The 22531-nt window shown below is 54.5% G+C and carries 19 protein-coding genes and 1 pseudogene; 16 read left to right on the top strand and 4 right to left on the bottom strand.

Annotated elements, in window-relative coordinates; genetic code table 11:
* The 3 genes from IOB61_RS00590 to IOB61_RS00580 all read left to right on the top strand — a co-directional run.
* The coding region (locus IOB61_RS00590; RefSeq protein WP_290810617.1) for an FAD-dependent oxidoreductase at nt 1-335 on the top strand (335 nt) is incomplete at its 5' end.
* 46 nt (nt 336-381) lie between these two features.
* Nucleotides 382-1551: an acyl-CoA dehydrogenase family protein gene (locus IOB61_RS00585; RefSeq protein WP_290810614.1), complete on the top strand. Its 1170-nt coding sequence runs from the start codon at nt 382-384 to the stop codon at nt 1549-1551.
* 109 nt (nt 1552-1660) lie between these two features.
* A complete protein-coding gene (locus tag IOB61_RS00580) occupies nt 1661-2665 on the top strand; it encodes a lytic transglycosylase domain-containing protein (protein ID WP_290810611.1) in 1005 nt (334 codons plus the stop codon).
* A gap of 20 nt (nt 2666-2685) precedes the next feature.
* Here IOB61_RS00580 and IOB61_RS00575 read toward each other — a convergent pair whose 3' ends face one another.
* Nucleotides 2686-3024, bottom strand: a complete 339-nt coding sequence (locus IOB61_RS00575) for a hypothetical protein (protein ID WP_290810608.1) — start codon at nt 3022-3024, stop codon at nt 2686-2688.
* 177 nt (nt 3025-3201) lie between these two features.
* On the opposite strand from IOB61_RS00575, the gene ccoN reads away from it, so the two are divergent.
* The 10 genes from ccoN to IOB61_RS00525 are packed head-to-tail and all read left to right on the top strand — an operon-like array spanning nt 3202 to nt 15363.
* Entirely contained in the window at nt 3202-4827 is a 1626-nt protein-coding gene (gene ccoN / locus IOB61_RS00570; protein ID WP_367272777.1) for a cytochrome-c oxidase, cbb3-type subunit I, read from the top strand.
* A gap of 11 nt (nt 4828-4838) precedes the next feature.
* The gene (gene ccoO, locus IOB61_RS00565; RefSeq protein WP_367272776.1) at nt 4839-5579 is read left to right on the top strand and encodes a cytochrome-c oxidase, cbb3-type subunit II; all 741 of its coding nucleotides are present in this window, start codon (nt 4839-4841) and stop codon (nt 5577-5579) included.
* Nucleotides 5580-5589: 10 nt separating this feature from the next.
* Nucleotides 5590-5757 (top strand): cbb3-type cytochrome c oxidase subunit 3, encoded by a 168-nt coding sequence (locus tag IOB61_RS00560; protein ID WP_290810605.1) that lies wholly within the window; start codon nt 5590-5592, stop codon nt 5755-5757.
* Entirely contained in the window at nt 5747-6616 is an 870-nt protein-coding gene (ccoP, locus tag IOB61_RS00555; RefSeq protein ID WP_290810602.1) for a cytochrome-c oxidase, cbb3-type subunit III, read from the top strand. The genes IOB61_RS00560 and ccoP overlap by 11 nt, the downstream gene beginning before the upstream one ends.
* A 25-nt stretch (nt 6617-6641) precedes the next feature.
* Nucleotides 6642-8180: a cytochrome c oxidase accessory protein CcoG gene (gene ccoG, locus IOB61_RS00550; protein WP_290810598.1), complete on the top strand. Its 1539-nt coding sequence runs from the start codon at nt 6642-6644 to the stop codon at nt 8178-8180.
* On the top strand, nt 8173-8676 hold the full coding sequence (locus IOB61_RS00545; protein ID WP_290810595.1) for a FixH family protein: 504 nt from the start codon (nt 8173-8175) through the stop codon (nt 8674-8676). The genes ccoG and IOB61_RS00545 overlap by 8 nt, the downstream gene beginning before the upstream one ends.
* A gap of 59 nt (nt 8677-8735) precedes the next feature.
* Nucleotides 8736-10910: a heavy metal translocating P-type ATPase gene (locus IOB61_RS00540; RefSeq protein WP_290810585.1), complete on the top strand. Its 2175-nt coding sequence runs from the start codon at nt 8736-8738 to the stop codon at nt 10908-10910.
* Between the two features lie 16 nt (nt 10911-10926).
* A complete protein-coding gene (gene ccoS / locus IOB61_RS00535; RefSeq protein WP_290810582.1) occupies nt 10927-11067 on the top strand; it encodes a cbb3-type cytochrome oxidase assembly protein CcoS in 141 nt (46 codons plus the stop codon).
* 21 nt (nt 11068-11088) lie between these two features.
* Entirely contained in the window at nt 11089-11892 is an 804-nt protein-coding gene (locus IOB61_RS00530) for a DUF2189 domain-containing protein (protein ID WP_290810579.1), read from the top strand.
* Between the two features lie 54 nt (nt 11893-11946).
* Nucleotides 11947-15363, top strand: coding sequence for a PAS-domain containing protein (locus IOB61_RS00525; protein ID WP_290810576.1), 3417 nt, complete (start codon nt 11947-11949; stop codon nt 15361-15363).
* Here the strand turns inward: IOB61_RS00525 and IOB61_RS00520 are convergent.
* Entirely contained in the window at nt 15298-15918 is a 621-nt protein-coding gene (locus IOB61_RS00520; RefSeq protein ID WP_290810573.1) for a response regulator transcription factor, read from the bottom strand. The genes IOB61_RS00525 and IOB61_RS00520 overlap by 66 nt on opposite strands.
* A gap of 5 nt (nt 15919-15923) precedes the next feature.
* Nucleotides 15924-17849 (bottom strand): acetate--CoA ligase, encoded by a 1926-nt coding sequence (acs, locus tag IOB61_RS00515; RefSeq protein ID WP_290810570.1) that lies wholly within the window; start codon nt 17847-17849, stop codon nt 15924-15926.
* A gap of 206 nt (nt 17850-18055) precedes the next feature.
* Here acs and IOB61_RS00510 point away from each other — a divergent pair, with 206 nt between their 5' ends.
* The 3 genes from IOB61_RS00510 to IOB61_RS00500 all read left to right on the top strand — a co-directional run bounded on the left by IOB61_RS00510 (nt 18056) and on the right by IOB61_RS00500 (nt 22053).
* Complete coding sequence (locus IOB61_RS00510; RefSeq protein WP_290810567.1) at nt 18056-19483, top strand: DcaP family trimeric outer membrane transporter; 1428 nt, start codon at nt 18056-18058, stop codon at nt 19481-19483.
* A 42-nt stretch (nt 19484-19525) separates the two neighbouring features.
* Nucleotides 19526-21193 carry an MFS transporter gene (locus IOB61_RS00505; protein ID WP_290810620.1) on the top strand — a complete coding sequence of 556 codons (1668 nt, stop codon included), beginning with the start codon at nt 19526-19528 and terminating at the stop codon, nt 21191-21193.
* A 104-nt stretch (nt 21194-21297) separates the two neighbouring features.
* A complete protein-coding gene (locus tag IOB61_RS00500) occupies nt 21298-22053 on the top strand; it encodes a class I SAM-dependent methyltransferase (RefSeq protein WP_290810564.1) in 756 nt (251 codons plus the stop codon).
* Here IOB61_RS00500 and IOB61_RS00495 read toward each other — a convergent pair.
* Nucleotides 22050-22531, bottom strand: a pseudogene (locus tag IOB61_RS00495) (hypothetical protein); the annotation flags it as partial. The gene IOB61_RS00500 and the pseudogene IOB61_RS00495 sit on opposite strands and share 4 nt — an antisense overlap.

Raw genomic sequence — 22531 nt, 5'->3', positions numbered from 1 at the left:
TGATCGGGGCAACCTCGGACCCGCTGGCACCAGCTGAAACCACTATCGATGTCGACCCTATTGTGGCTCTCTTGGCAGAAGCCAAGGCGCTGTTGCCCTCGGTCGCAAGAGCACCTGTCGTCGAGGCTTGGGCAGGCCTTCGTCCTGCCACCCCCGACCATAGGCCCCTAGTCGGTGCCACCAGCCAAGCGGGCGTCTATCTGGCTACGGGAACTTATCGCAATGGCTGGCTGCTGGCCCCCGCTATTGGCAGCTATATAAGCCAGCTTATATCTGGCAGAAGACTGGATGAGGACTTGATGAGCCTCTTGGCACCCATGCGCTTTTCCAGTTAAAAGGCGCGACGTAAATGTCCGGACAAATGCACGGGGGATGAAGAGTATGAGCGGCTTTGAAATGAATGAAGAGCACCGTGCAATTGAAGAAGCCGTCGGCCGGATTTGCGCCAAGTATGATGATGCATTTTGGTCTGAAACAGATGAATCGGGCCGTTTTCCGGAGCCTTTCGTTGCCGATATGGCAGATGGTGGCTGGCTAGGGTGTGCGTTCCCAGAAGCCTATGGCGGGGCGGGGCTCGGCTTGGTTGAGGCCGCCATTGTGATGAAGACGGTGGCGCAATCTGGGGCTGGCTTTTCTGGGGCTTCGGCCATCCATCTGAATATTTTTGGCCCAAAACCAATCGAGAAATTTGGGACCGAAGCACAAAAACAAGCCTATTTGCCCAAACTAATCACCGGCGAACACAAGATGTGTTTTGCCGTAACAGAACCAAATGCCGGCTTAGAGACGGCCGCCATTACCACGCGGGCCGTGCGTACCAATGAAGGCTATACGATTACGGGCCGCAAGATTTGGACGACGTCGGCTCAACGCGCAGATAAGATCCTGATCCTAGCGCGCACCACGCCGCGCGAAGAAGCCGCGCGTCCAACCGACGGCCTCAGCCTGTTTTACTGTGATTTTGACCGCACAGCGATTGATGCCAAGCCCATCCCCAAAATGGGCCGCAAAGCCGTTGAATGTAACATGCTGTTTATTGAGGATTTAAAGGTCCCACATGACGCGCTGATTGGCGAAGAGGGCAAGGGCTTTAAATATATCCTCTCCGGTCTCAATCCAGAACGCGTGCTGTTCGCCGTTGAAGCCATTGGCTTAGGGCGTGCTGCGCTTGCTCGTGCCGCCCAATATGCCAAGGAACGGGTCGTGTTTGGCCGCCCCATCGGCATGAACCAAGGTGTTGCCCATCCCCTTGCCAAGTCTTGGTGTGAGTTGGAGGCCGCAGAGCTTTTGGCCATGAAGGCGGCAGCCTTGTTTGATGCAGGCCTTGAGTGCGGTGCAGAAGCCAATGCTGCCAAATATCTGGGTGCCGAGGCGGGTTATCATGCCTGTGAGGCCGCCGTTCTGGCTCATGGTGGCATGGGCTATGCCAAGGAATATCAGGTTGAGCGTATGTTCCGCGAATCAATGATTGCACGCATCGCCCCAGTTTCGCGTGAAATGATTCTAAACTTCGTGGCAGAAAAGGTTTTGGGGCTACCAAAATCCTATTGATTTCTGTGTCTTATAAGCATGCTAAGAGAGTCTTAACCATGTTTGGCTGATCTTGCCCTGTGGAACTGGCCGACCGAAGCGCGGCTCAAAGGCTGTAGGAGACAAGCAAGTGACACCCGAAGCCATTGGTGGCTCACCTGTGCGCCAAGCGATTGCCCATGCGTCGCGGACAACGGGTATGGACTTTCAGTTCTTGCTCTCAACTGCTGTGCGTGAAAGCTCACTCAATCCTAAAGCTGAAGCAAAAACCTCGAGTGCTACCGGCCTGTTTCAATTCCTCGACGCAACTTGGCTTACAACGGTCAAGCGGCATGGGGCTAAACATGGTTTAGGTGCCGAAGCTGCCATGATCGAATTAGGCAGTAATGGACGGCCCAGTGTCTCGGACCCCGGTCTCAGGCGCGCAATTCTGGATTTGCGCTATGATCCAAAAATCTCAGCGCTGATGGCGGCCGAGTTTGCCGGCGATAATGCTGATTATTTGCGTGCCCGCACGGGCCAAGAGCCTGAACCAGGTGATCTTTATGCAGCCCATTTTCTGGGCGCTGGGGGCGCGGCTGAATTGGTAAATGCCGTTCGCGATCGACCTTGGGCAAGTGCCGCCGACCTATTTCCCAGCGCGGCAGCGGCCAACCGGCCAATCTTCTACAAAAGCAGTGGGGCCGAGCGCACAGTTGCAGAAGTGCTTGAGAATTTGCGGGCAACAGCAAATCGCCAAGCCCCAGCAGTCAGTCGTCATGAATTGGGGGATGAGCCTGCCCATTTGTTTGGCCCCAAATCCTATGCGGCAGGATCGATTGATCGGGCCATGGCGAGCCGTTTGATGGCAAGTTTGATGGGCAATGAGTCGTTCAATGGTCAGCCAAATGACTTCATGCGCTTGTTAGGGCAGGTCGCTGATGGCGACGAGAAATCCTTGGCGGTTTTGAACCCGACCATGCTTGCCCAACTCTATGGAGCTGGGGATCAAAGACAGGAAGAAGCGGGTCTTGATCTCATTCAATCCCTATTAGGCATGAAGTCCATCGCGGAAATTCTGTCTCCAGAGGGTGCATCGAGCGGCAGCAGTGGTGATGATTCTGCCTTGGGATTTGATCTAAAGGCACCAATCTAACCCATAGCCAGATCGTCGTCTCAACGCGCTCGCTGCAGACCTGTTGCAATGCCAAGCCCCACCATCGCGGCACCCAGATAACAATACGCGCAGTGCTGGCTCGCCATCCAAACGAGCTCTTGGAATAGGCCCTGCGCGCTGAGGCCTGCGGCATGATGACACCAACCAACAAGTTGGTGAGACGTTCCTGACAAATAGGGACCTAACCCAATCAACAGGCTGCCAACACCTATAAGCGAAACAGCGAGCAGCTGGTTGCTTATTGAAATATTTGGCTTTTTGATTGCCGGATCACTGATTTCTTGAAGCGTGTGCATGGAACAAAAAGCCTCTTCACGCGTTTGTGAGAATGCCACCATGCCTGAAAAGTCGCACCAATTCCAGCAAAATTGACGCGCAGACCCTGCGACAAAATAACCCTTTTATTTATGTGGAAATAGGGCGTATCACGAATCTGTGACCGTAGTGCGGATAAACCGTGCTGGCTTCTGGGGGCCTGTCTGACGATGGAACCAACTCAACTGAAATCGAAAGCGATGCCTCGCTTCGATATTATTTTTACGGGCGGCGTCGCTTTTTTAGTTGCGCTTTGGGCGGTTTTCGCCACGTCGCATGCCGATGATCTCGGCATGGTTGTGCACGGCTGGATTTTCCTTGGCGCAGCCATACTCGCCGTATTGGGCTTGGTTTTTACCGCCCAGGGTACGGCGCTGAAAAACGATCAGGCAATCTATAGTGACGGAGTGGTCCGCTTTGGCGTGATTGCATCAACCTTTTGGGGAATTGTCGGGATGCTGGTTGGGGTGGTGATCGCCTCGCAGCTGGCGTTCCCAGAGTTGCTCTACTTCAAGGACTTTGGGTTTTTGAACTTTGGTCGTTTGCGGCCTTTGCATACATCGGCGGTCATCTTCGCCTTTGGTGGCAATGTGCTGTTGGCGACAAGCTTCTATGTGGTTCAACGCACATGTCGGGCCAGATTGTTTGGCGGCATGCTGCCTTGGTTCGTGTTTTGGGGCTATCAGCTTTTCATCGTGCTGGCGGCAACGGGCTATTTGTTGGGCGTCACATCAGGCCAAGAATATGCTGAGCCTACATGGCACGTGGACTTGTGGCTAACGGTTGTTTGGGTGGCCTATCTTTTGGTCTTCCTGGGCACGCTGTGGAAGCGCAAAGAGCCCCATATTTATGTCGCCAATTGGTTTTACTTAGCCTTTATCGTCACCATTGCCATGCTGCATGTGGTGAACAATTTGGCGGTGCCAACCTCAGCCTTTGCCACCTCTTCTTACCCCTTGTTTGGCGGGGTGCAGAACGCCCTGACTCAATGGTGGTATGGCCATAATGCGGTGGGCTTCTTTCTGACGGCAGGCTTCCTGGCCATCATGTATTACTTCATTCCAAAGCAAGTAAATCGGCCAGTTTACTCCTATCAATTGTCGATTGTGCACTTCTGGGCCTTGATCTTCATCTATATCTGGGCTGGCCCACACCATTTGCACTACACGGCACTCCCCCAATGGGCCCAAACCTTGGGAATGACCTTCTCAATCATTTTGTGGATGCCCAGTTGGGGCGGCATGATCAACGGCCTTATGACCTTGTCTGGCGCGTGGGATAAGCTGCGCACCGACCCTGTGCTGCGGATGTTTGTCGCCTCGCTGGCTTTCTACGGGATGAGCACATTCGAGGGCCCTGTCATGTCGGTTCGGGCTGTGAACTCCCTGTCTCATTACACCGACTGGACGATTGGCCACGTTCATTCAGGCGCACTTGGTTGGGTCGGCATGGTATCGTTTGGCGCGCTTTATGCCCTTACACCCTGGCTCTGGAAACGCGAGCGGCTTTATTCCTTGAAACTGGTTGAGATGCACTTCTGGCTATCTACCATTGGGATCTTGTTTTACATCTCTTCCATGTGGGTGTCGGGGATCCAGCAAGGGCTGATGTGGCGCTCCTATAATGAATTTGGCTTCTTGACCTATTCCTTCGTGGAGACCGTTAAGGCCATGCATCTGCCCTATATTGTTCGGGCAATCGGTGGGCTCCTCTATCTCATCGGTACCTGCATCATGGCCTATAATTTGTGGCAGACCATTAAAGGCGCCGTGGCCAAAAAAGAGCCGCTCTCCTTCGCCAACCCCAACCTTGTCCCTGCAGAGTAGGAGCAACGATCATGCTTTTCAAAAATCACGGCATTATCGAACGCAACTCCATGATCCTTTTGATTGGGATTTTGTTGGTGGTTTCGATTGGGGGGATCGTCCAGATCGCCCCGCTGTTCCGGATCGAACAAACAATTGAAAAAGTCGAAGGTGTCCGTCCCTATACACCGCTCGAACTGGCTGGACGTGGGGTCTATATCCGCGAAGGCTGTTACACCTGCCACAGTCAGATGATCCGCCCTTTGCGGGACGAGATCGAGCGCTATGGTCACTATAGTCTTGCGGCCGAGAGCATGTATGACCACCCATTCCAATGGGGTTCAAAACGAACAGGGCCAGATCTTGCTCGGGTCGGTGGGCGATATTCCGATGCTTGGCACGTGCAGCATTTGATCAACCCTCGCTCGGTTGTGCCTGAATCGATCATGCCACCCTATGCCTTCCTCGAAGGCCGAGAGATTGGCATCAAGGATGTCGTCGACAAACATCTTGTCGCCCAAACGCGAGTTGGTGTGCCCTACACCCAGGCTGCTATCGACAATGCGAAAGACGACCTGATGGCCCAAGCCGACCCCAATGCCGATAGCGAAGGCTTGCAAGCACGCTATGGCGGCAAAGTCACGGTTCGCGACTTCGACGGGGATCCATCAAAAGTGACAGAGATGGATGCCCTAGTGGCATATCTCCAAGTCCTTGGCACGATGGTCGACTTTAAATCCTATGAGCCCACCAAGGCTGAAAACCTGCGCTAGGGAGGCGTCCATGTCTTACGAACAATTGTCCGCCTTCGCCCAAACTTCAGGCATGATTTACTTCATGGCCATCTTCGCTGCTGTCTGCCTGTACGTCTTTTGGCCAAGCAATCGCGCCAAATTCGACAAAGCTGCCCGTATGCCACTTGAGAATGAGGATATTGACCATGTCCGATAATATACCAAAGGACGACATCACAGGTGTCGAAACAACGGGCCATTCTTGGGATGGCATTACGGAGTTGAACAATCCGCTGCCGCGCTGGTGGGTATTAACCTTCTATGCCTGTATTGCCTGGGCCGTGGTCTATTGGGTGGCAATGCCCGCTTGGCCAACCTTATCGGGCCATACGAAGGGTTTGTTGGGTTTGTCAGACCGCCAGCAGGTGGATCAGGAAGTTGCAAAACTGGTTAATTCACGCGCGCCCATGTTTGCACAGCTTCAGGCTACCCCCATTGAGATGGTGAGCAAAAACAAAGAGCTGTTCCAGTTTGCACAAGAATCGGGTCGCGTTGCCTTTGCCCAGAATTGCTCAACCTGTCATGGCGCAGGTGGGCAGGGTGCTAAAGGCTTCCCAAGCCTCGTGGATGACGTTTGGCTGTGGGATGGGTCGATCCAGGGCATTCGCTCGACTTTACAAACCGGGATTCGAACCGATCACCCCGAGACCCGCTTTAGTCAAATGCCAGCGTTTGGGCGCGATAAATTGTTGGAACCGCAACAGATTGCTGATGTTACCCAATATGTATTGACGCTTTCGCGCCAACCAGCCGATGCAAAGGCGGCTGCTCGGGGGGCAAGTGTGTTTGCGGCCAATTGCGTGGCTTGCCACGGAGCTGAAGGCAAAGGAGACCCGACGCAAGGGGCTCCTAATCTGACTGATAAGGAGTGGCTCTATGGCGGGTCGGCTCAGGATATCACCACGCAGATCAATCTTGGTCGCGGGGGGGTGATGCCCACCATGTCGCAACGGCTTGATCCAGCGACTCTCGATGCTTTGGCCATTTACGTCCATTCACTCGGTGGCGGTACTTGAACCAGCCAGCGACCCCTGAGGTCTCATGAAAGTCATAGATACTCTAGACCGGCCCGGCCCTGCCGCTTTTGCGAGCGGTGAGGCCGCGCATGGGATAGCCCGCTCAGATGCTGTGGCGGTGAATAATGCCCAACAACGCGAGCTCTATGAAAAGCGTCAGCAGATTTACCCTAAGGCGGTGCATGGATTTTGGCGTCGCACAAAGTGGCTGATCCTTAGCCTCTTATTGGGCCTCTATTATCTGGTGCCTTTCCTGCGTTGGGACCGGCCAGGGTCAGCACCTGACCAATTTCTTTTGATCGACTTTACAGGGCGTCGCTTTTACATGGGGCCGATCGAGATTTGGCCGCAAGAACTTTATTATGTCACTGGGCTTTTGATTTTAGGCGCGATTGGCTTGTTTCTCGCTTCCGCCCTTTTTGGTCGGGTGTGGTGTGGCTATGCATGCCCGCAAACGGTTTGGACGGACCTTTTTATCGCAGTTGAACATTGGTTCGAAGGCGACCGGAACCAACGTATCCGTCTCGACAAGCAGCCTTGGGACTTCAATAAAGCTTGGCGTAAAGTCGGTAAGCATGCGGTTTGGTTGATGATCTCCCTGGCAACTGGTGGCTGGTTTGTTGCTTATTTCCACGACGCGCCAACCCTTTTTGCGGGCTTTTTCACCTTACAAGCGCCGATGACGGCCTATGTGTTTGCGGGTCTATTGACGGCGACTACCTATGTTTTCGCTGGAACTCTGCGCGAGCAGGTTTGTACCTATATGTGTCCGTGGCCTCGAATTCAGGCGGCAATGCTGGATCAAGAGGCTCTGTCGGTGACCTATCGCTATGATCGCGGTGACCCACGGGGACCCCATAAGAAAAACGATCCCTGGGAAGGCCGCGGTGATTGTATTGATTGCCGGCAGTGTGTCGCGGCGTGCCCAGCTGGCATTGATATTCGCGATGGCCTGCAGATTGAGTGCATCAATTGTGCCTTGTGTATAGATGCTTGCGACGAAATCATGATCAAGATTGATCGGCCTAAAGGCCTGATCGCCTACGACACCATTCAAAACATTGAACGTCGCCAAGCCGGTCAAAAGTCTGGCTATCGCTTCATTCGTGGGCGCACTTTATTCTACGCGGCCTTGTTTGTTGGCATTGGTGGTCTGATGCTGGGCAGCTTGATCCTGCGCAAGACATTAGACGTCAATGTGCAGCGCGACCGGGCCCCTTTGTTTGTGCCGCTCTCCACCGGGCAGGTGCGCAATGCCTATACGGTCAAAGTCCTGAATAAAGCGGATCATAGTCGGGATGTGCGCATCCGCATCAACGGTGTGGAAGGTGGGCAGTTGCAAGCCAATGAGATGCAAGTTGTCGACAACAGCATTGTCTTGACTGCAGGGCCTGATCGCGTCGCCCAAGTCCGCCTGTTTGTCGTGGCAGACCCCGAACGACTTGAGCATCGTTCCGTGCCTGTGATGGTTGAAGTGCAATCACTGAAGGATGGTGAATTGGCCAAAACCAAATCTGTCTTCATTCGTGGGGACCAATCTGAAGAGAGAGAAGATAATGACTGATCTTGCTGCGCCATCTAAGGCCTTTCGCTTAACAGGTTGGCATGTCTTGGCCATGTTTGCTGGCCTGTTTGGCGTGATGTTGGCCGTCAATAGTCTCTTCGTCGTATTGGCGCTGAAGACTTTTTCTGGCGAAACCGACCATGCCTATATCAATGGCTTGAAATTCAATGAGACTTTGGCTGCTAATGCGCGCCAAGCTGAGTTGGGTTGGACCATGACCTTGGGATTAGAACGGCCCACTGGCGGTGGTGCAGTGCTAGAGGCGCGCCTGACAGACCGCAACAATCAGCCGTTACGCGGCGCACGTCTTCAGGGGATGATCGGGCGCACGACTGATGCCAATGAAGACCAATCTCTGAGTTTCACAGAGACAGCGCCGGGCATTTATCGGGCTGTGATCCATCAAATTCGGCCAGGTCGCTGGAAGTTTAGTGCATCCGCTCAGCTTGAGGGCGCGCCTCAATTCTCAACGGAGACAACGCTATCACTACGTTAAACCCCACCACAGAACCCGTTTTGGGTTGTCCTTCTGGGCTAGAGCCACCGGCATCTTCTGTGGCCGCCGCAGACCCACGCGCATTTGTGCAACAAGATCGTGCCTCTGGTTTATCGCTTGAACTCTTGGTCCGTGGTGCGCGCTGTGCTGGATGCTTGGCCAAGATTGAATCCGGTGTGATGGCTCTTACGGGCGTTTCTCACGCGCGCCTCAATCTTACGACTGGCCGCCTCAGCGTTACGTGGCAAGATGATCGGATTGATCCTCGTACCATTGTTCAGCGGGTGATTGATCTGGGATATCAAGCTCAACCGTTCGATCCCAGCAAAGCCCAAGCGGTCATTGATCAGGAGGGGCGTCACCTTCTTATCTGCATGGCGGTGGCCGCATTTGCCGCGATGAATATCATGATGTTCTCTGTGCCGATCTGGTCGGCCCATTTCAATGGAGAGATGGAAGAGGGCACGCGGACGATGTTTCATTGGATCTCGGCCTGTATCGCGCTGCCTACTGCCGCCTATTCCGGCATGCCTTTCTTTAAGAGTGCGTGGAATGCCCTGAAAAAAGGGCGCGCCAATATGGACGTGCCTATCTCCTTAGGCGTTTTATTGGCCTCAAGTTTGTCGGTTGTGGAGACCGTGCGCGGTGGCGAGCATGCCTATTTTGATGCCGTTGCCATGTTGCTCTTTTTCTTGTTGATTGGCCGTTATCTGGATCATGCGTTGCGCCAAAAGGCGCGCCAAGCGGCACGCGACCTCTTGGCGCTACAGGCTGTCACGGCTTCGCGTTTGTCCGCGGATGGCACTGCCATCAGTGTCGCTGTTAGCGAAATCAAGCCCGGGGATCGTCTCGTCATTATGCCAGGTGACCGTATCCCTGTTGATGGCAGCATTCTGGAAGGGGTTTCAGAAGCCGACTTTTCACTTCTGACCGGGGAGACCGCCCCTGTAGCGCTCGGCCAAGGCCAAGCAGTCAGGGCAGGGGCCTTGAATCTATCCGGGCGCTTGGTTTTGCAGGCAAGTGCTCGTAGCGACGACAGTTTTCTGGCCGAGATTGCCCGCTTGGTTGACATGGGTGAGCAGAGTAAAAGCGTTTATGTGCGCTGGGCTGATAAGGCCGCCAAGCTCTATGTGCCAGTTGTTCACGCTGCCGCTTTCTTGACCGCTGTGACATGGCTCTTACTCGGGGCAGAGCCGCGAGTGGCGATTTTGAACGCCTGTGCGGTTCTGATCATTACGTGTCCCTGCGCGCTTGGCCTCGCGGTCCCAGCTGTGCAAGTCGTGGCGTCAGGTCGCTTGTTTAAGCGCGGCATCTTGTTGAAATCGGGCGATGCCTTGGAACGACTGGCAGAGATCGACTTTATTGCTTTTGACAAAACAGGTGTTCTGACACTGGGGCAACCCCAGCTTCGCGCACAGGATGGCGTCTCTGACGAGGTCCTTGCCCAAGCTGCCTTGTTGGCACGTGCGTCACGCCATCCATTAGCCCGCGCAGTCGCACGCGCGGCAGGACCCGGCCCTGCCATTGAAGCAGCGCGCGAAGTTCCCGGCTGTGGCGTAGAAGCCCAACTTGGCGGTCTGAGGGCCCGGTTAGGGCGTGCATCGTGGGTTGGCGTTGAGCACGCCCAATCGGAAGAAACGGAGCTTTATTTTGGTGTGCAGGGGCAAGAGCCCGTGCGCTTCTGTTTCGATGATACCGTACGGTCGGATACGCTTCACACCATTCAATCCCTGAAGGTACGCGGATTCCAACCCATCATCCTATCGGGCGATCGTCAGGGTGCTGTTGCTCGGGTGGCGGAGGCTGCCTCCATTGAAACCTATTTGGGTGAATTGACCCCGTTTGAGAAGGCTGCCTATCTCGATGATCTAAAAGCGCGTGGCCACCGGGTTTTGATGGTAGGTGACGGCCTTAATGATGCCCCCGCACTAGCCAAAGCCTTTGTCTCTATGGCACCGGGCACTGCCGCCGATGCCAGCCAATCGGCGGCCGATCTGGTCTTCCAAGGCGAGCAACTCGGCACCGTACTTGAGGCGATAGATGTGGCGCGCGCAGCCAAAAAGCGCGTTATGGAGAACTTCTGGTTTGCGGCTCTTTACAATTTCGTTGCAGCGCCCATTGCCATGTTCGGGCTGGTAACGCCCTTTATCGCGGCGATTGCCATGTCGTCGTCGTCCATTATCGTCACGCTTAATGCGCTACGCCTCGCATCAAATCGTAACAGGGAGGTATAAGGCTATGGATGGAATGATGTTTTTGATTCCAATTGCCTTGTTTATGGGCCTTGTAGGCCTTCTGGCGTTTTTGTGGAACCTCAAGAATAGGCAATATGATGATCCAAAGGGTGCAGCCATGCGCATCCTCAATAATGATGATTATCCCTTACCCTAAACCCCAATGCCGGAGGCACGCATGAGCGAGTTTGAGATCACGTTGGGGGAGAATGAGCGGGTCGAAGTCGTGCGCTTAATGCCTGACGCACATTGGCTTTGGCTGGCGAATGGTTGGGTCGATTTCAAAGCCACCTGGCGCTATGGCATGCTGATCGGCATGGTGCCGGTCGCGGTGGCATGGGGGATGGCGCTGGTTTTGTGGCAGGCCAATATGCTCGGGTTTCTGCCTGCCGTTTGCGGCGGCTTTGCCTTGGTTGGTCCTATTCTGGCGATTGGCTGTTACGAAATCTCGCGGCTTCGCGCTTTAGGTGAGCCCATTACCTTACAGGCGATTTTGCGTCCGCGTATCGTCTCGCCTGGCCAAGTCGCCATTATCGCCTTCGTCCTAATGCTGATTTTGATGGTTTGGGCACGACTTGCCAGTTTCCTGTTTGCCTTTGCGAGCAGCGCGGGAGAGCCTGCTCGGAATATGGATTTCTTGGATTTTGCGTTGCAAACGCCAGAAGGTCTGATGATGGTAAGCATTGGCACAGTGGTAGGCGCAGCCTTAGCCACCATTGGCTATGTGGTCTCGGTTGTCTCGATACCGCTTGCGGCCAACCGACCCGTTGACGCCATGACGGCCATGCTTGTTTCGGTGATTGCTGTCTCCCGTAATAAGGGTGCTATGGCTTCGTTTGCCTTTAACATCGCGATGCTGGTTGCCTTGTCATTGGCGACAGGGTTTGTCGGTCTTCTGATTGTCTTTCCTTGGCTCGGACATGCAACCTACCATTGCTATCAAGCCATAACCGGAGAAACTGTTCAAAAGGCGACCGGATAGCGTCGCGATTAAGCAAAGACAAAGTCCAAAAGGACTGTCGACCCTGGGGGGATCATGGAAGGCTCACTGCCGCTAATCATCATCCTGAGCTATGCAGCGCTTCTATTTGCCTGTGCGTCTTGGGCTGAAGGGCGGGGTGGGCAGGGCTTGAAGGCGCAATTGCGTCGGCCGACTTATGTGCTTGCTTTAGGTGTTTATTGCACGAGTTGGACCTTTTATGGCGCAGTCGGCAGTGCAGTTGCAGATGGCTGGGCCTATATCCCTATTTATCTTGGACCTATCCTTGTTTTTGTTTTTGGCCGCAAATTTTTAGTGCGCATGGTTGAGGCGGTTAAAGCCGATGGCGCAAATTCAATCTCTGAATTCATTGGCGGCCGATTTGGATCCAGTCGCAGTGTTGCAGCCCTTGTTACGCTTTTGGCCCTATTGGGAGCAATCCCCTATATCGCCCTGCAACTCAAATCATTAAGCAGCACCTATGCCCTGGTATCGGGTGCGCAGAATACGCCTTGGATCCTGATTTCTGCTGCGGGTCTATTGGCAGGCTGGGCCATGCTTTATGGAACCCGTCGTTACGAGGCAGCCGCCCGCAATGATGCGGTTTTGTTTGCCGCAGGCTTTGAGTCGTTTTTTAAGCTTGCGGCGCTTCTCGCGGTGGCCGGTTTCGCTTGTTTCTTGCTGGTGAAGACGCCGCCCGATTTGCTGGCCCGGACACAAGACACCTTAGCAACAACCTTTAGCCCGCGCGCCATCAACGCAGATTTCTGGATCATTACCCTCTTGTCGATGGCAGCAATCATTGCCCTGCCGCGCCAATTCTATTTCATGGTGATTGCGGCCCAATCCAGTCGTGATGTGGAACAAGCCCGTTGGCCCTTTGTCGCCTATATGGTGGCGACACTGATTGTCGTTATTCCTCTTGCAAGTGCGGGGATTGCGCTTTTACCCAGCGCGGCGCGCCCCGATCTCTATGTGTTGCAATTGCCTATGAGTGAAGGCGCGCATCTACTTGCAATGATTGTCTTTTTAGGTGGATTTTCTGCTGCAACCGCCATGGTGCTGGTAGAAACTATTGCCCTTTCCACCATGGTCTCGAATGACTTAGTTGCGCCCGCCCTATTGAGGCGCGCAGGACAGGATGGGCCGCGCAATTTTGGTAAGCTGATGCTGTTGGTCCGCCGCGCTGCCATTGCCGCCATCATGGTATTTGCGCTCTTGTGGGCGCTTGCCATTCCAGACAATCAAAAACTGGCCTCGATTGGTTTGGTGGCCTTTGCGGCCATGGCGCAATTTGTACCTGTCCTGATTTTGGCGGTTTATCGGGGCAATAGAGATGCCGTTGCCGCTCGCTATAGCTTAATCGCTGGCCTGATTGTTTGGTTTTATACCTTGGCCTTGCCGCAACTTCTGGGTCCTCAGGTGCTTGCACACCTGGCGACCAGCCCATTCAATCCCTATCATTTGTTTGGCATCGGCAATTTGAGCCCGATCAGCCATGGCGCGGTGTGGAGCTTAGGACTCAACCTTGCTGTCTATTTGCTTGTGACCGCGCGTCGTGTGCAAACCAGCGCCCTCCCAAGCCTGTTGCGTTCGCCGACGCCTGACTCCTCTCTGCAATCGGCGCGAATGGAAGACTTGAAGGCTTTGGTCGCGCGTTTTGTTGGCCCGAATGTCGCACAGGAGGCATTTGGAAACCTCAAAGATCATGCTGTGGTCAGCCAAGCAAGTGCCCGCAAAGCAGAGCGGCTCATCGCTGGCGTCGTTGGGTTGCCTTCCGCACGGGCTTTGATCGGCTCACGGCTTTTTGGTGCGCGCTTATCTGCCGATGAAGTATCACGACTTCTAGATGAGACGGGTCAAAGCCTGCGCTTCTCGAAAGATCTTCTGGCCGCGACGCTGGAGCATATTGACCCTGGCGTGAGCGTGGTTGATCGCGACCTCAATATTGTTGCATGGAATAGCCGATATCTAGACTTGTTCAATTATCCAGATGGGATGGTTTATGTTGGTGCCCCCGTCGCGAGCCTCATTCGCTTCAATGCGGAGCGAGGCGAATGTGGACCTGGAGAAATCGAAAGCCATGTCGAGCGCCGTCTAACGCATATGCGGCGTGGCCAAGCCCATAGTTTTGAGCGCGTTCGCCCAGATGGCCGCGTAATCAAAACCGTTGGTGGGCCGATGCCTAGCGGTGGCTATGTTATGTGCTTTACCGACATCACCGCAGAGGCCGAAGCCTTGGCTGGACTTAGACGGGCGCGTGCCGAGCTCGAGGCACGGGTGGAAGAACGCACGCAAGACTTGCGCGAGGCCAATCAAGCCTTGGCAACGGCGGATGCTGAAAAGACCCGCTTCCTTGCCGCAGCCAGTCATGATTTGTTGCAACCTATTCACGCGGCACGTCTGTTTTCCTCCGCTTTAGCCAGACAGATCGGCGATGGTGATCAAGACTTGCTCCGCAAATTAGATTTATCGATTCAATCAGCCGATACACTTTTGCGCTCGCTATTGGATATCTCCAAATTGGATGCTGGTGGGGTTGTTGCTTCGATTGAACATATCCAATTAAAGCCGCTTTTGCGCGATTTAGTTGATACGATGATGCCTTTGGCGCAAGAGAAGGGGCTTCAACTGCGGCTTTTCGGACGCGATCGTCAAGTCGCAACTGATCCCAATCTTCTGCGCTCCATTCTGCAGAACTTCTTGTCCAATGCCATTCGCTACACCCAGTCTGGTGGTATCGTTGTCGCGATCCGAGCGCGTGGCGAGGTGATACGTATCGACGTAATAGATACAGGGCCGGGCATTGATCCTGCCGATCACGGGCGGATTTTTCGCGAGTTTGAGCGATTGCCCCATGCCCATGGCGGCGGCATAGGTTTGGGCTTGGCCATTGTTGAGCGGACCGCGCGGGTCTTGGACGCGCAGATCTCGCTCGCGTCTAATGTGGGTCAAGGGAGTCGCTTTAGCGTTGCGCTTGATGCTCTACCTCAAACCTTGCCGAGCCAGACCGCGCCCAATTTGCCCGCAAGGTCTATGGCATCGGCTCCGCCAAAGGGATTAAGAATTTTGGTGGTAGAAGATGATCTTGCCAATCAGGAAGCCATGCGCGCTTTTCTGGATAGTCGCCAGTTTACCTATCATTGCCTCGGTGATGCAAAATCGGCCATGCAGGTTAGACTGCCTTTTGATTGCGCTCTGGTAGATTATGATCTGGGCGGCGACTATTCGGGGCTAGATGTGATCGAAACGCTGCGCGGGCATCACCCATCTGCCCGCTTTGCAATGACGACTGCAGCTGCACCACAAGACTTTATGGAACGCGCTCAATCGATGCAGGTTGAGGTGTTTCGTAAACCGATTGATCCGGCCGCGCTCGATCATTGGCTGGCGCAAACCTCGCCAGTGTCAGACGGGAGACAGTCCGAGGGCTTTGGCAGCCAAAACCGCCTGGGTTCGGTTCTGCACGTCTAGCTTCTTCAGGATCGAGGTCATATGCGCCTTGATGGTCGCTTCGCTGAGACCAAGGTCAAAAGCGATTTGCTTGTTGAGCCGGCCCTGCATCACGCCCAACATCACCTTTAGCTGCGTCGGGGTTAAGCTGGCGATCTGGGCGGCGACTGGGTCTAAGATCGGATCAACCGGGGCGGCGAGGCGCTTTCCAGAGAGAGCATCGGCAATTGCCGCCTCGATCAACGACAGATCGGAATCCTTGCCAATGAAGCCAACCGCGCCAAATCGCAGCGCGTTTTGCGCCGTTCCTGCAGCGGCTTCGCTGGACACGACAAGGATAGGTACGTCTGGCTTCTCGGCATGGAGCAGCGCAACCCCCGAAAAGCCCTCTGCCCCTGGCATTTTCAAATCCAGAAGAATGAGGGCCAAATCGTCGGCGGCTTGGGCCTCCAACAAAGCCGAAGCCAAGGTTGCACTCTCAACTAGCCGTGCATCCTTGGCGACATTGCCTGCCGCCATCGCAAGCGCTTGGCGGAGCAGAGGATGGTCATCAGCGATCAGAATGGTGCGTGTCATGACCGCTACCGCGAGGCGATCAGCGCATCAACAACCGAAGGGTCCGCCAAAGTTGAAGTATCGCCCAAGCTCGACACATCGCCTTCTGCAATCTTGCGCAAGATCCGCCGCATGATTTTGCCGCTTCGGGTCTTGGGTAATCCTGGCGCGAAATGGATGACATCGGGTGTTGCAATGGGGCCGATCTCTTTGCGAACCCATTGGATCAACGCTTTGCGGACCTCATCGCTCTCTGTCGCGTCAGAGTTCAAGGTCACATAGGCATAGATGCCTTGGCCCTTAATGTCGTGCGGGAAGCCAACAACGGCGGCTTCGGCGACACTGGCGTGGGCCACGAGTGCACTTTCAACTTCTGCCGTGCCCATGCGATGACCCGACACATTGATGACATCATCAACCCGACCTGTGATCCAATGATAGCCGTCTTCGTCCCGACGGCAGCCGTCGCCTGTGAAATAATAACCGGGATAGGCAGAGAAATAGGTCTGGAAAAAGCGCTCATGATCACCCCAAACCGTGCGCATTTGGCCAGGCCAGCTGTCGGTGATGCACAAATTGCCTTCTGTTGCGCCTTCAAGAATCTTGCCCTCGCTGTCGAGCAAGACTGTTTTCACGCCAAACATTGGCAATGTGGCAGAACCGGGCTTTAGGGCAATCGCGCCGGGTAATGGCGAAATCATTGCGCCGCCCGTTTCAGTTTGCCACCAGGTGTCGACGATGGGGCATCGGCCTTCGCCGACGACATGATAATACCATTCCCAGGCTTCTGGATTGATCGGCTCGCCGACACTGCCCAAGAGGCGCAAGGACTTGCGCGATGTGGCGGTGACATAGCTATTGCCCTCACGCATCAGCGAGCGCAGGGCCGTTGGCGCACCATAGAAGATATTGACTTCATATTTGTCGACAATGTTCCAAAAACGGCTGAAATCTGGATAATTGGGAACACCTTCAAACATCAGGGTTGTCGCGCCGTTCGCCAACGGGCCATAGACGACATAAGAATGGCCCGTGACCCAGCCTATATCGGCAGCACACCAGAAGACTTCACCATCCTGATAGTTGAAAATATAGGAAAAAGTCATCGAGACCCAAACCAGATAGCCGCCCGTTGTATGCAAGACGCCCTTGGGTTTGCCCGTGCTTCCCGATGTGTACAGGATAAATAGGGGATCCTCAGCGCTCATGGGCTCTGGGGGGCAGTCGTCTGAAACAGCGGCAATGGCCTCATGATACCAATGGTCGCGGCCCTCTTGCATGGTGATGTCATTGCCCACGTGTTGAATGACCAGCACATGTTGGACGGATGTACAGTGCGTAAGGGCTGCATCGACATTGGCTTTAAGTGGCACGGTCTTGCCGCCCCGCATGCCAGCGTCGGCGGTAATGACAATGCTGGAATCACAATCTTGGATCCGTCCTGCCAAAGCTTCGGGCGAGAAACCGCCAAAGACAATGGTATGGATGGCCCCAAGCCGAGTGCAAGCCAACATGGCCATGGCCGCTTCAGGGATCATGGGCAAATAAAGCGTAATCCGATCCCCTTTTTTGACCCCGAGATTTTTCATCGCATTGGCCAGTCGGCACACGCCACGATGCAGGTCGCGATAGGTGATCTTGCGTGATTGAGTTGGTTCATCACCTTCCCAGATAATGGCGACCTGATCTCCACGTTCGGCCAGATGCCGGTCGAGGCAATTTTCAGAGACGTTCAGCACCCCATCTTCAAACCATTTGATGCCGAAATCTGCTTCATTGAAACTTGTATTTTTGACTTTGGTAAAGGGCTTCATCCAGGTGACGCGTTGGGCTTCCTTGGTCCAGAACGCATCAGGATTATCGATCGATGCGGCATAGGCCTCACGATAACCTTGCTCGGTAATGCGTGCTTTTTCAGCCCATTCGGCTGGAACTGGATAAAGAGCTGCCATGATCGTCTCCCTCGTCAACCCAACTGCCTGGGCGATGTTTCGTTTGTTTTTAGAGTCTTTTAGCGCCAACCGCACCCTAGACCAAAGTCTATCGGGACTACGACTAAAGTCTAGCTATCGCCCCGGGCCATGACCTGAGAGGTTAGTCCCAAGGGCCAGCAGTGCAATCGTCTCGGCCTGTCAGAATATCGACCGAGGGAACGACTATGTTACAGATCAAACGGCGTCACCAATTATTGTCTGGGATTGCCTGCTTCGCCTTAGCCGCGACCGGCGCGCATGCCGATACCCCGAAAGAGCAAGAGCTTGAGGCGCGCATCGCAGCCCTAGAGCAGTTGTTTGGGGCCGTGCAGTCTGACCTTGCAGCAACCAAGGCAGAAAATCAAAAATTGCGGGCTGAGGCAGCCCTTGCCCAAGCGCGAACAGCAGAGCTGACGACGTCTGTGGAAGCAATCCGCCGCGCCCCAGCGCCACCAGCAAATCCTGCACCAATCTCTGCCCCCGCAGACGGTTTCAAAGTTGGCGCGACGACCGTGAAGCTTGGCGGATTCTTGAAGACAACCGTTGACTTCACGCGTTGGAATGATGGCGATGTGGCAACGGGCAATTTAGGACGTGACTTTTATCTGCCCCAATCAACCCCGATCGCAGGGCAACGCGAAAGTCTCGACAATGACTTTAACGCCAAACAGACCCGTCTCTGGTTAACCACGGAAACAGCAGTCAATGGCCATGTTTTGAAGGGCTATGTTGAAGGTGATTTCCAGACGTCGCCTGGCACACAAGGCAATGAACGCACAACAAATGGCTATAACTTCGCCTTGCGCCGTGCCTATGTCCAATATGATCGCTTCACCTTTGGCGAGGATTGGACAACTTTCCAGAATGTCGCGACATTGCCAGAGTCCACCGATTACATTGGTCCGACCGAAGGCATTGTCTTCGCCCGCCAAGCCCTGGTTCGTTACTCTTATCCTTTGAGCAAAACCACGACCTTGCATCTGGCGGTCGAGAATCCCGAAACTGCAAGCGCCAACCTGGGCTCGCCGACGTTGATTGAGAATGACGATGATTCCGTGCCGGATTTCATCGTTCGATTGAACCATAGCTTTGCAACAGGCGAGGTTTCAGTGGCTGGGATCGCACGGCGTTTGTCGGTCGATAATGGGGCCATTGGCGATGTGTCATCGGGTTATGGCCTCAGCGTAACCGGCAAAATGACCTTAGATGCCGCCAAGCGCTATGAATGGAAGTTCATGGCAACTTATGGCAGCGGCATTGGTCGCTATGTCGGCCTGAACTTTGCACCTGATGCCGTTTTCGTGCCCGCAACAGGGCAACTCAAAAACGTCGATATTCTGGGCGGCTATTCAGCCATTAAGGTCAATTGGACCCCCAAACTACGCTCCACCCTGACCGGTAGTATCCAGACAGTTGATTATGACAGCGGTCTGGCTTTGGCCAGCTTGGCCAATTTCAACAAGCAAGCGTGGAGTGTCTCGGCCAATCTTTTCTACTCCCCCATCAAGGGCGTGGATTTGGGAGCAGAGTATCGCCACGGCGTGCGTGAAGTCGTGAGTGGTGCGGATGGTTCACTCGATCGGCTCGAGTTCTTGGCAAAATATAGTTTCTAAGCGGAAAAATGGAGGGAGAGAGACATGGCTATAGTAAAACCCATGCCCATAGCTGCCGGAGGCCAAGTGGCCAAATCGGCCAAGGGGCAGAATGAAAAGCTGGTAATCGCGGCATCCTCACTCGGCACGGTGTTCGAGTGGTATGACTTTTATCTCTACGGCCTGCTGGCTACCTATATCTCAGCCCAGTTCTTTTCGGGCGTGAATGAGACAACAGGCTTTATCTTTGCGCTGGGCGCTTTTGCCGCCGGCTTTGCCGTCCGGCCATTTGGTGCCCTCGTGTTTGGTCGCATTGGCGACATGGTAGGCCGGAAGAACACGTTCCTGGTCACGATGGGCCTGATGGGGCTTGCAACCTTTTCTGTTGGGCTTTTGCCTTCTTACGCCACGATTGGCGTTGCCGCCCCGATCATTCTGATTGGTCTTCGCCTGTTACAGGGTCTGGCGATGGGGGGTGAATATGGTGGTGCTGCCACCTATGTCGCCGAACATGCACCTGAGGGCAAGCGCGGCCTTTATACAAGCTGGATTCAAACCACGGCGACTCTGGGCTTATTTGCCGCCCTGTTGATCGTGATTGGGACCCGCACCTTGCTTGGCGAGGAAGTCTTCAAGGCCTGGGGCTGGCGCGTGCCTTTCCTCGTCTCGATGATTTTGCTGGCCGTATCTATGTGGATCCGCATGCAGCTCAACGAGAGCCCTGTGTATCAAAAAATGAAGGACGAGGGAAAAACTTCTAAGGCCCCCTTGACCGAAGCTTTTGCCAAATGGGGTAATTTGAAGTGGGTGGTAATCGTTCTGTTCGGTGCCGTCGCCGGTCAGGCTGTGGTTTGGTACACGGGCCAATTCTACGCTCTCTTCTTCTTAGAGAAGATGCTGAAAGTGGATGGGGCTAGCACCAACGTCCTGATTGCCATCGCCTTGATGATCGGTACACCAGGCTTTGTGTTCTTCGGTTGGTTATCGGATAAGATTGGTCGTAAGCCTATCGTTTTGGTTGGGTGTGCCTTGGCTGCTCTGACCTATTTCCCAACCTTCCACGCGCTGACCAAAGCCGCTAATCCCGCTTTAGCCCAAGCTCAAGCCAGTGCTCCGGTTACGGTTGTGGTCAATGACGCCGATTGCTCGGTTCAATTTGACCCCGTCGGTAAGAATAAGTTCGACACCAAAAGCTGCGATATCGCCAAATCCTTCTTGGCAAAGAGCGGTGTTAGCTATTCCAAGGTCGATGCACCTGCTGGCACCATCGCCGCGATCAAGATTGGCAATGAGACCTTCACGGCGCCAGATCCAGCGGATGTGACGGGCGCTGACAAGAAGGCGGCAATCACGGCCTATCAGGACAATGTGAAGGCTGCTCTGGCCAAGGCGGGCTATCCTTCAAAGGCTGATCCGGCAGCCATGAACAAGCCATTGGTAATCGCCATCCTGGTCTATCTGGTTTTGTTGGTGACAGCCGTTTACGGGCCGATCGCTGCCCTCTTGGTAGAGATTTTCCCAAGCCGGATCCGTTATACCTCTATGTCCTTGCCCTATCATATCGGCAATGGCTGGTTCGGGGGCTTCTTACCTACCACGGCCTTTGCCATGGTCGCGGCAACTGGGGACATTTACTATGGCCTCTGGTACCCAGTCTTGATTGCAGGTTTAACAGCCGTTGTTGGCCTGTTCTTCTTGCCAGAAACCTTCAAGCGTCGCTTGGACGAGTAGAGATTGGGCGAAACTCAAATTGAAAGACCGGCTGCCTCAGGTGGCCGGTCTTTTTCTTTGTGGCAGCGCTTGAAAAGTCTCTCCATCTCGGCTTTGAAAACGCAATGCGCAACACCATTGCCGATTACGATCGCCAAGCCCAATCCTACAGCCTGATCCGACAGCCTGATCGGCGGATTGAGGCAGTGGTCCATCAAGCCCTCGGGCAAGCCCGCAATGTCCTCAATTTGGGCGCAGGCACAGGCTCGTATGAGCCGCTCGACCGGCATGTTGTTGCGATTGAGCCTTCGGCCACCATGCGCAGTCAACGCCCTAAGCATTTAGCCCCGGCGCTTATTGCAACTGCCGAAAACATCCCATTTGATGACGCTAGCTTTGATGCCAGTATGGCCATGCTGACGGTGCATCACTGGCCTGACCTCGAAAGAGGCCTGGGCGAAATGCGTCGGGTTACCCGAGGCCCATGCCTCGTCATGAGTTTTGATCCCGACGCGCCAACTGACTTCTGGATGTTCGACTATGTGCCCGAAATGAGGATTGTCGAACAAAAGCGCTATCCGAAACTCAATCGAATTGAGGCAGGTCTTGGTGGGCGCTGTGAGGTCATGGCACTGCCGGTTGCCTTGGACTGTACCGACCGTTTTCAGGTTGCACTATACGGCCGGCCAGAGGCGTTTCTGGACGAAGCGGTTCGACGGTCACAAAGCGCTTGGAACTTCCTTGGCGAGGGTGTCGAACATCGCTTTGTTGCAGAGCTTGCGGCGGACTTGAAGGCTGGAACATGGGATGCACGTTACGGCCATTTTCGTCGCCAAGCTTTCATCACGTGCCAATTACGACTGGTCGTATCGCATCCTTAAAGCGCGTGGCCGAGCCCTTCGCCAAAACTCTTGAGAGCGGCTTCGGCGATTTCCTCACCCCATTCTTGAACAAAATGCCCACCGTCGGGAATAATCATCGGTTCAGGACAACCGCGAATTAATTGCTGCATGTCCCGCATGATGTCGAGGCCAAAGACAGGGTCTGCGGCACCCCAGGCCATAAAGCTTTGTCCTTGCCAAGCTTCAGCCCAAAAAGTTCGTGCGGCCAGTGAAACATCCACCCCTTCCATGCCAGGGTCGGTCATCACGCGCTTAGGAAATGCTCTCACACCCGCCTTATAGTCGGCGTTGGGGAAGGGGGCATCATAAGCGGCTACTTCGGCTGGCCCAAGATGAGGGGCAGAACGGTGGATAAGGGCCCCGATCGCCAAATCAGGTCGAGCCCCCGCATAGGCCCGCCACGCCATGAAGCCGTCACTGGGTGGGTGGCCAGTCGCCAAAGTGGTATTCATAATGA

This window comes from Aquidulcibacter sp., from assembly GCF_020253525.1.
Lineage (GTDB): Bacteria > Pseudomonadota > Alphaproteobacteria > Caulobacterales > Aquidulcibacteraceae > Aquidulcibacter.
Note: the sequence above shows the minus strand (reverse complement) of the source record. Positions and strands in the feature narration are given on the sequence as shown.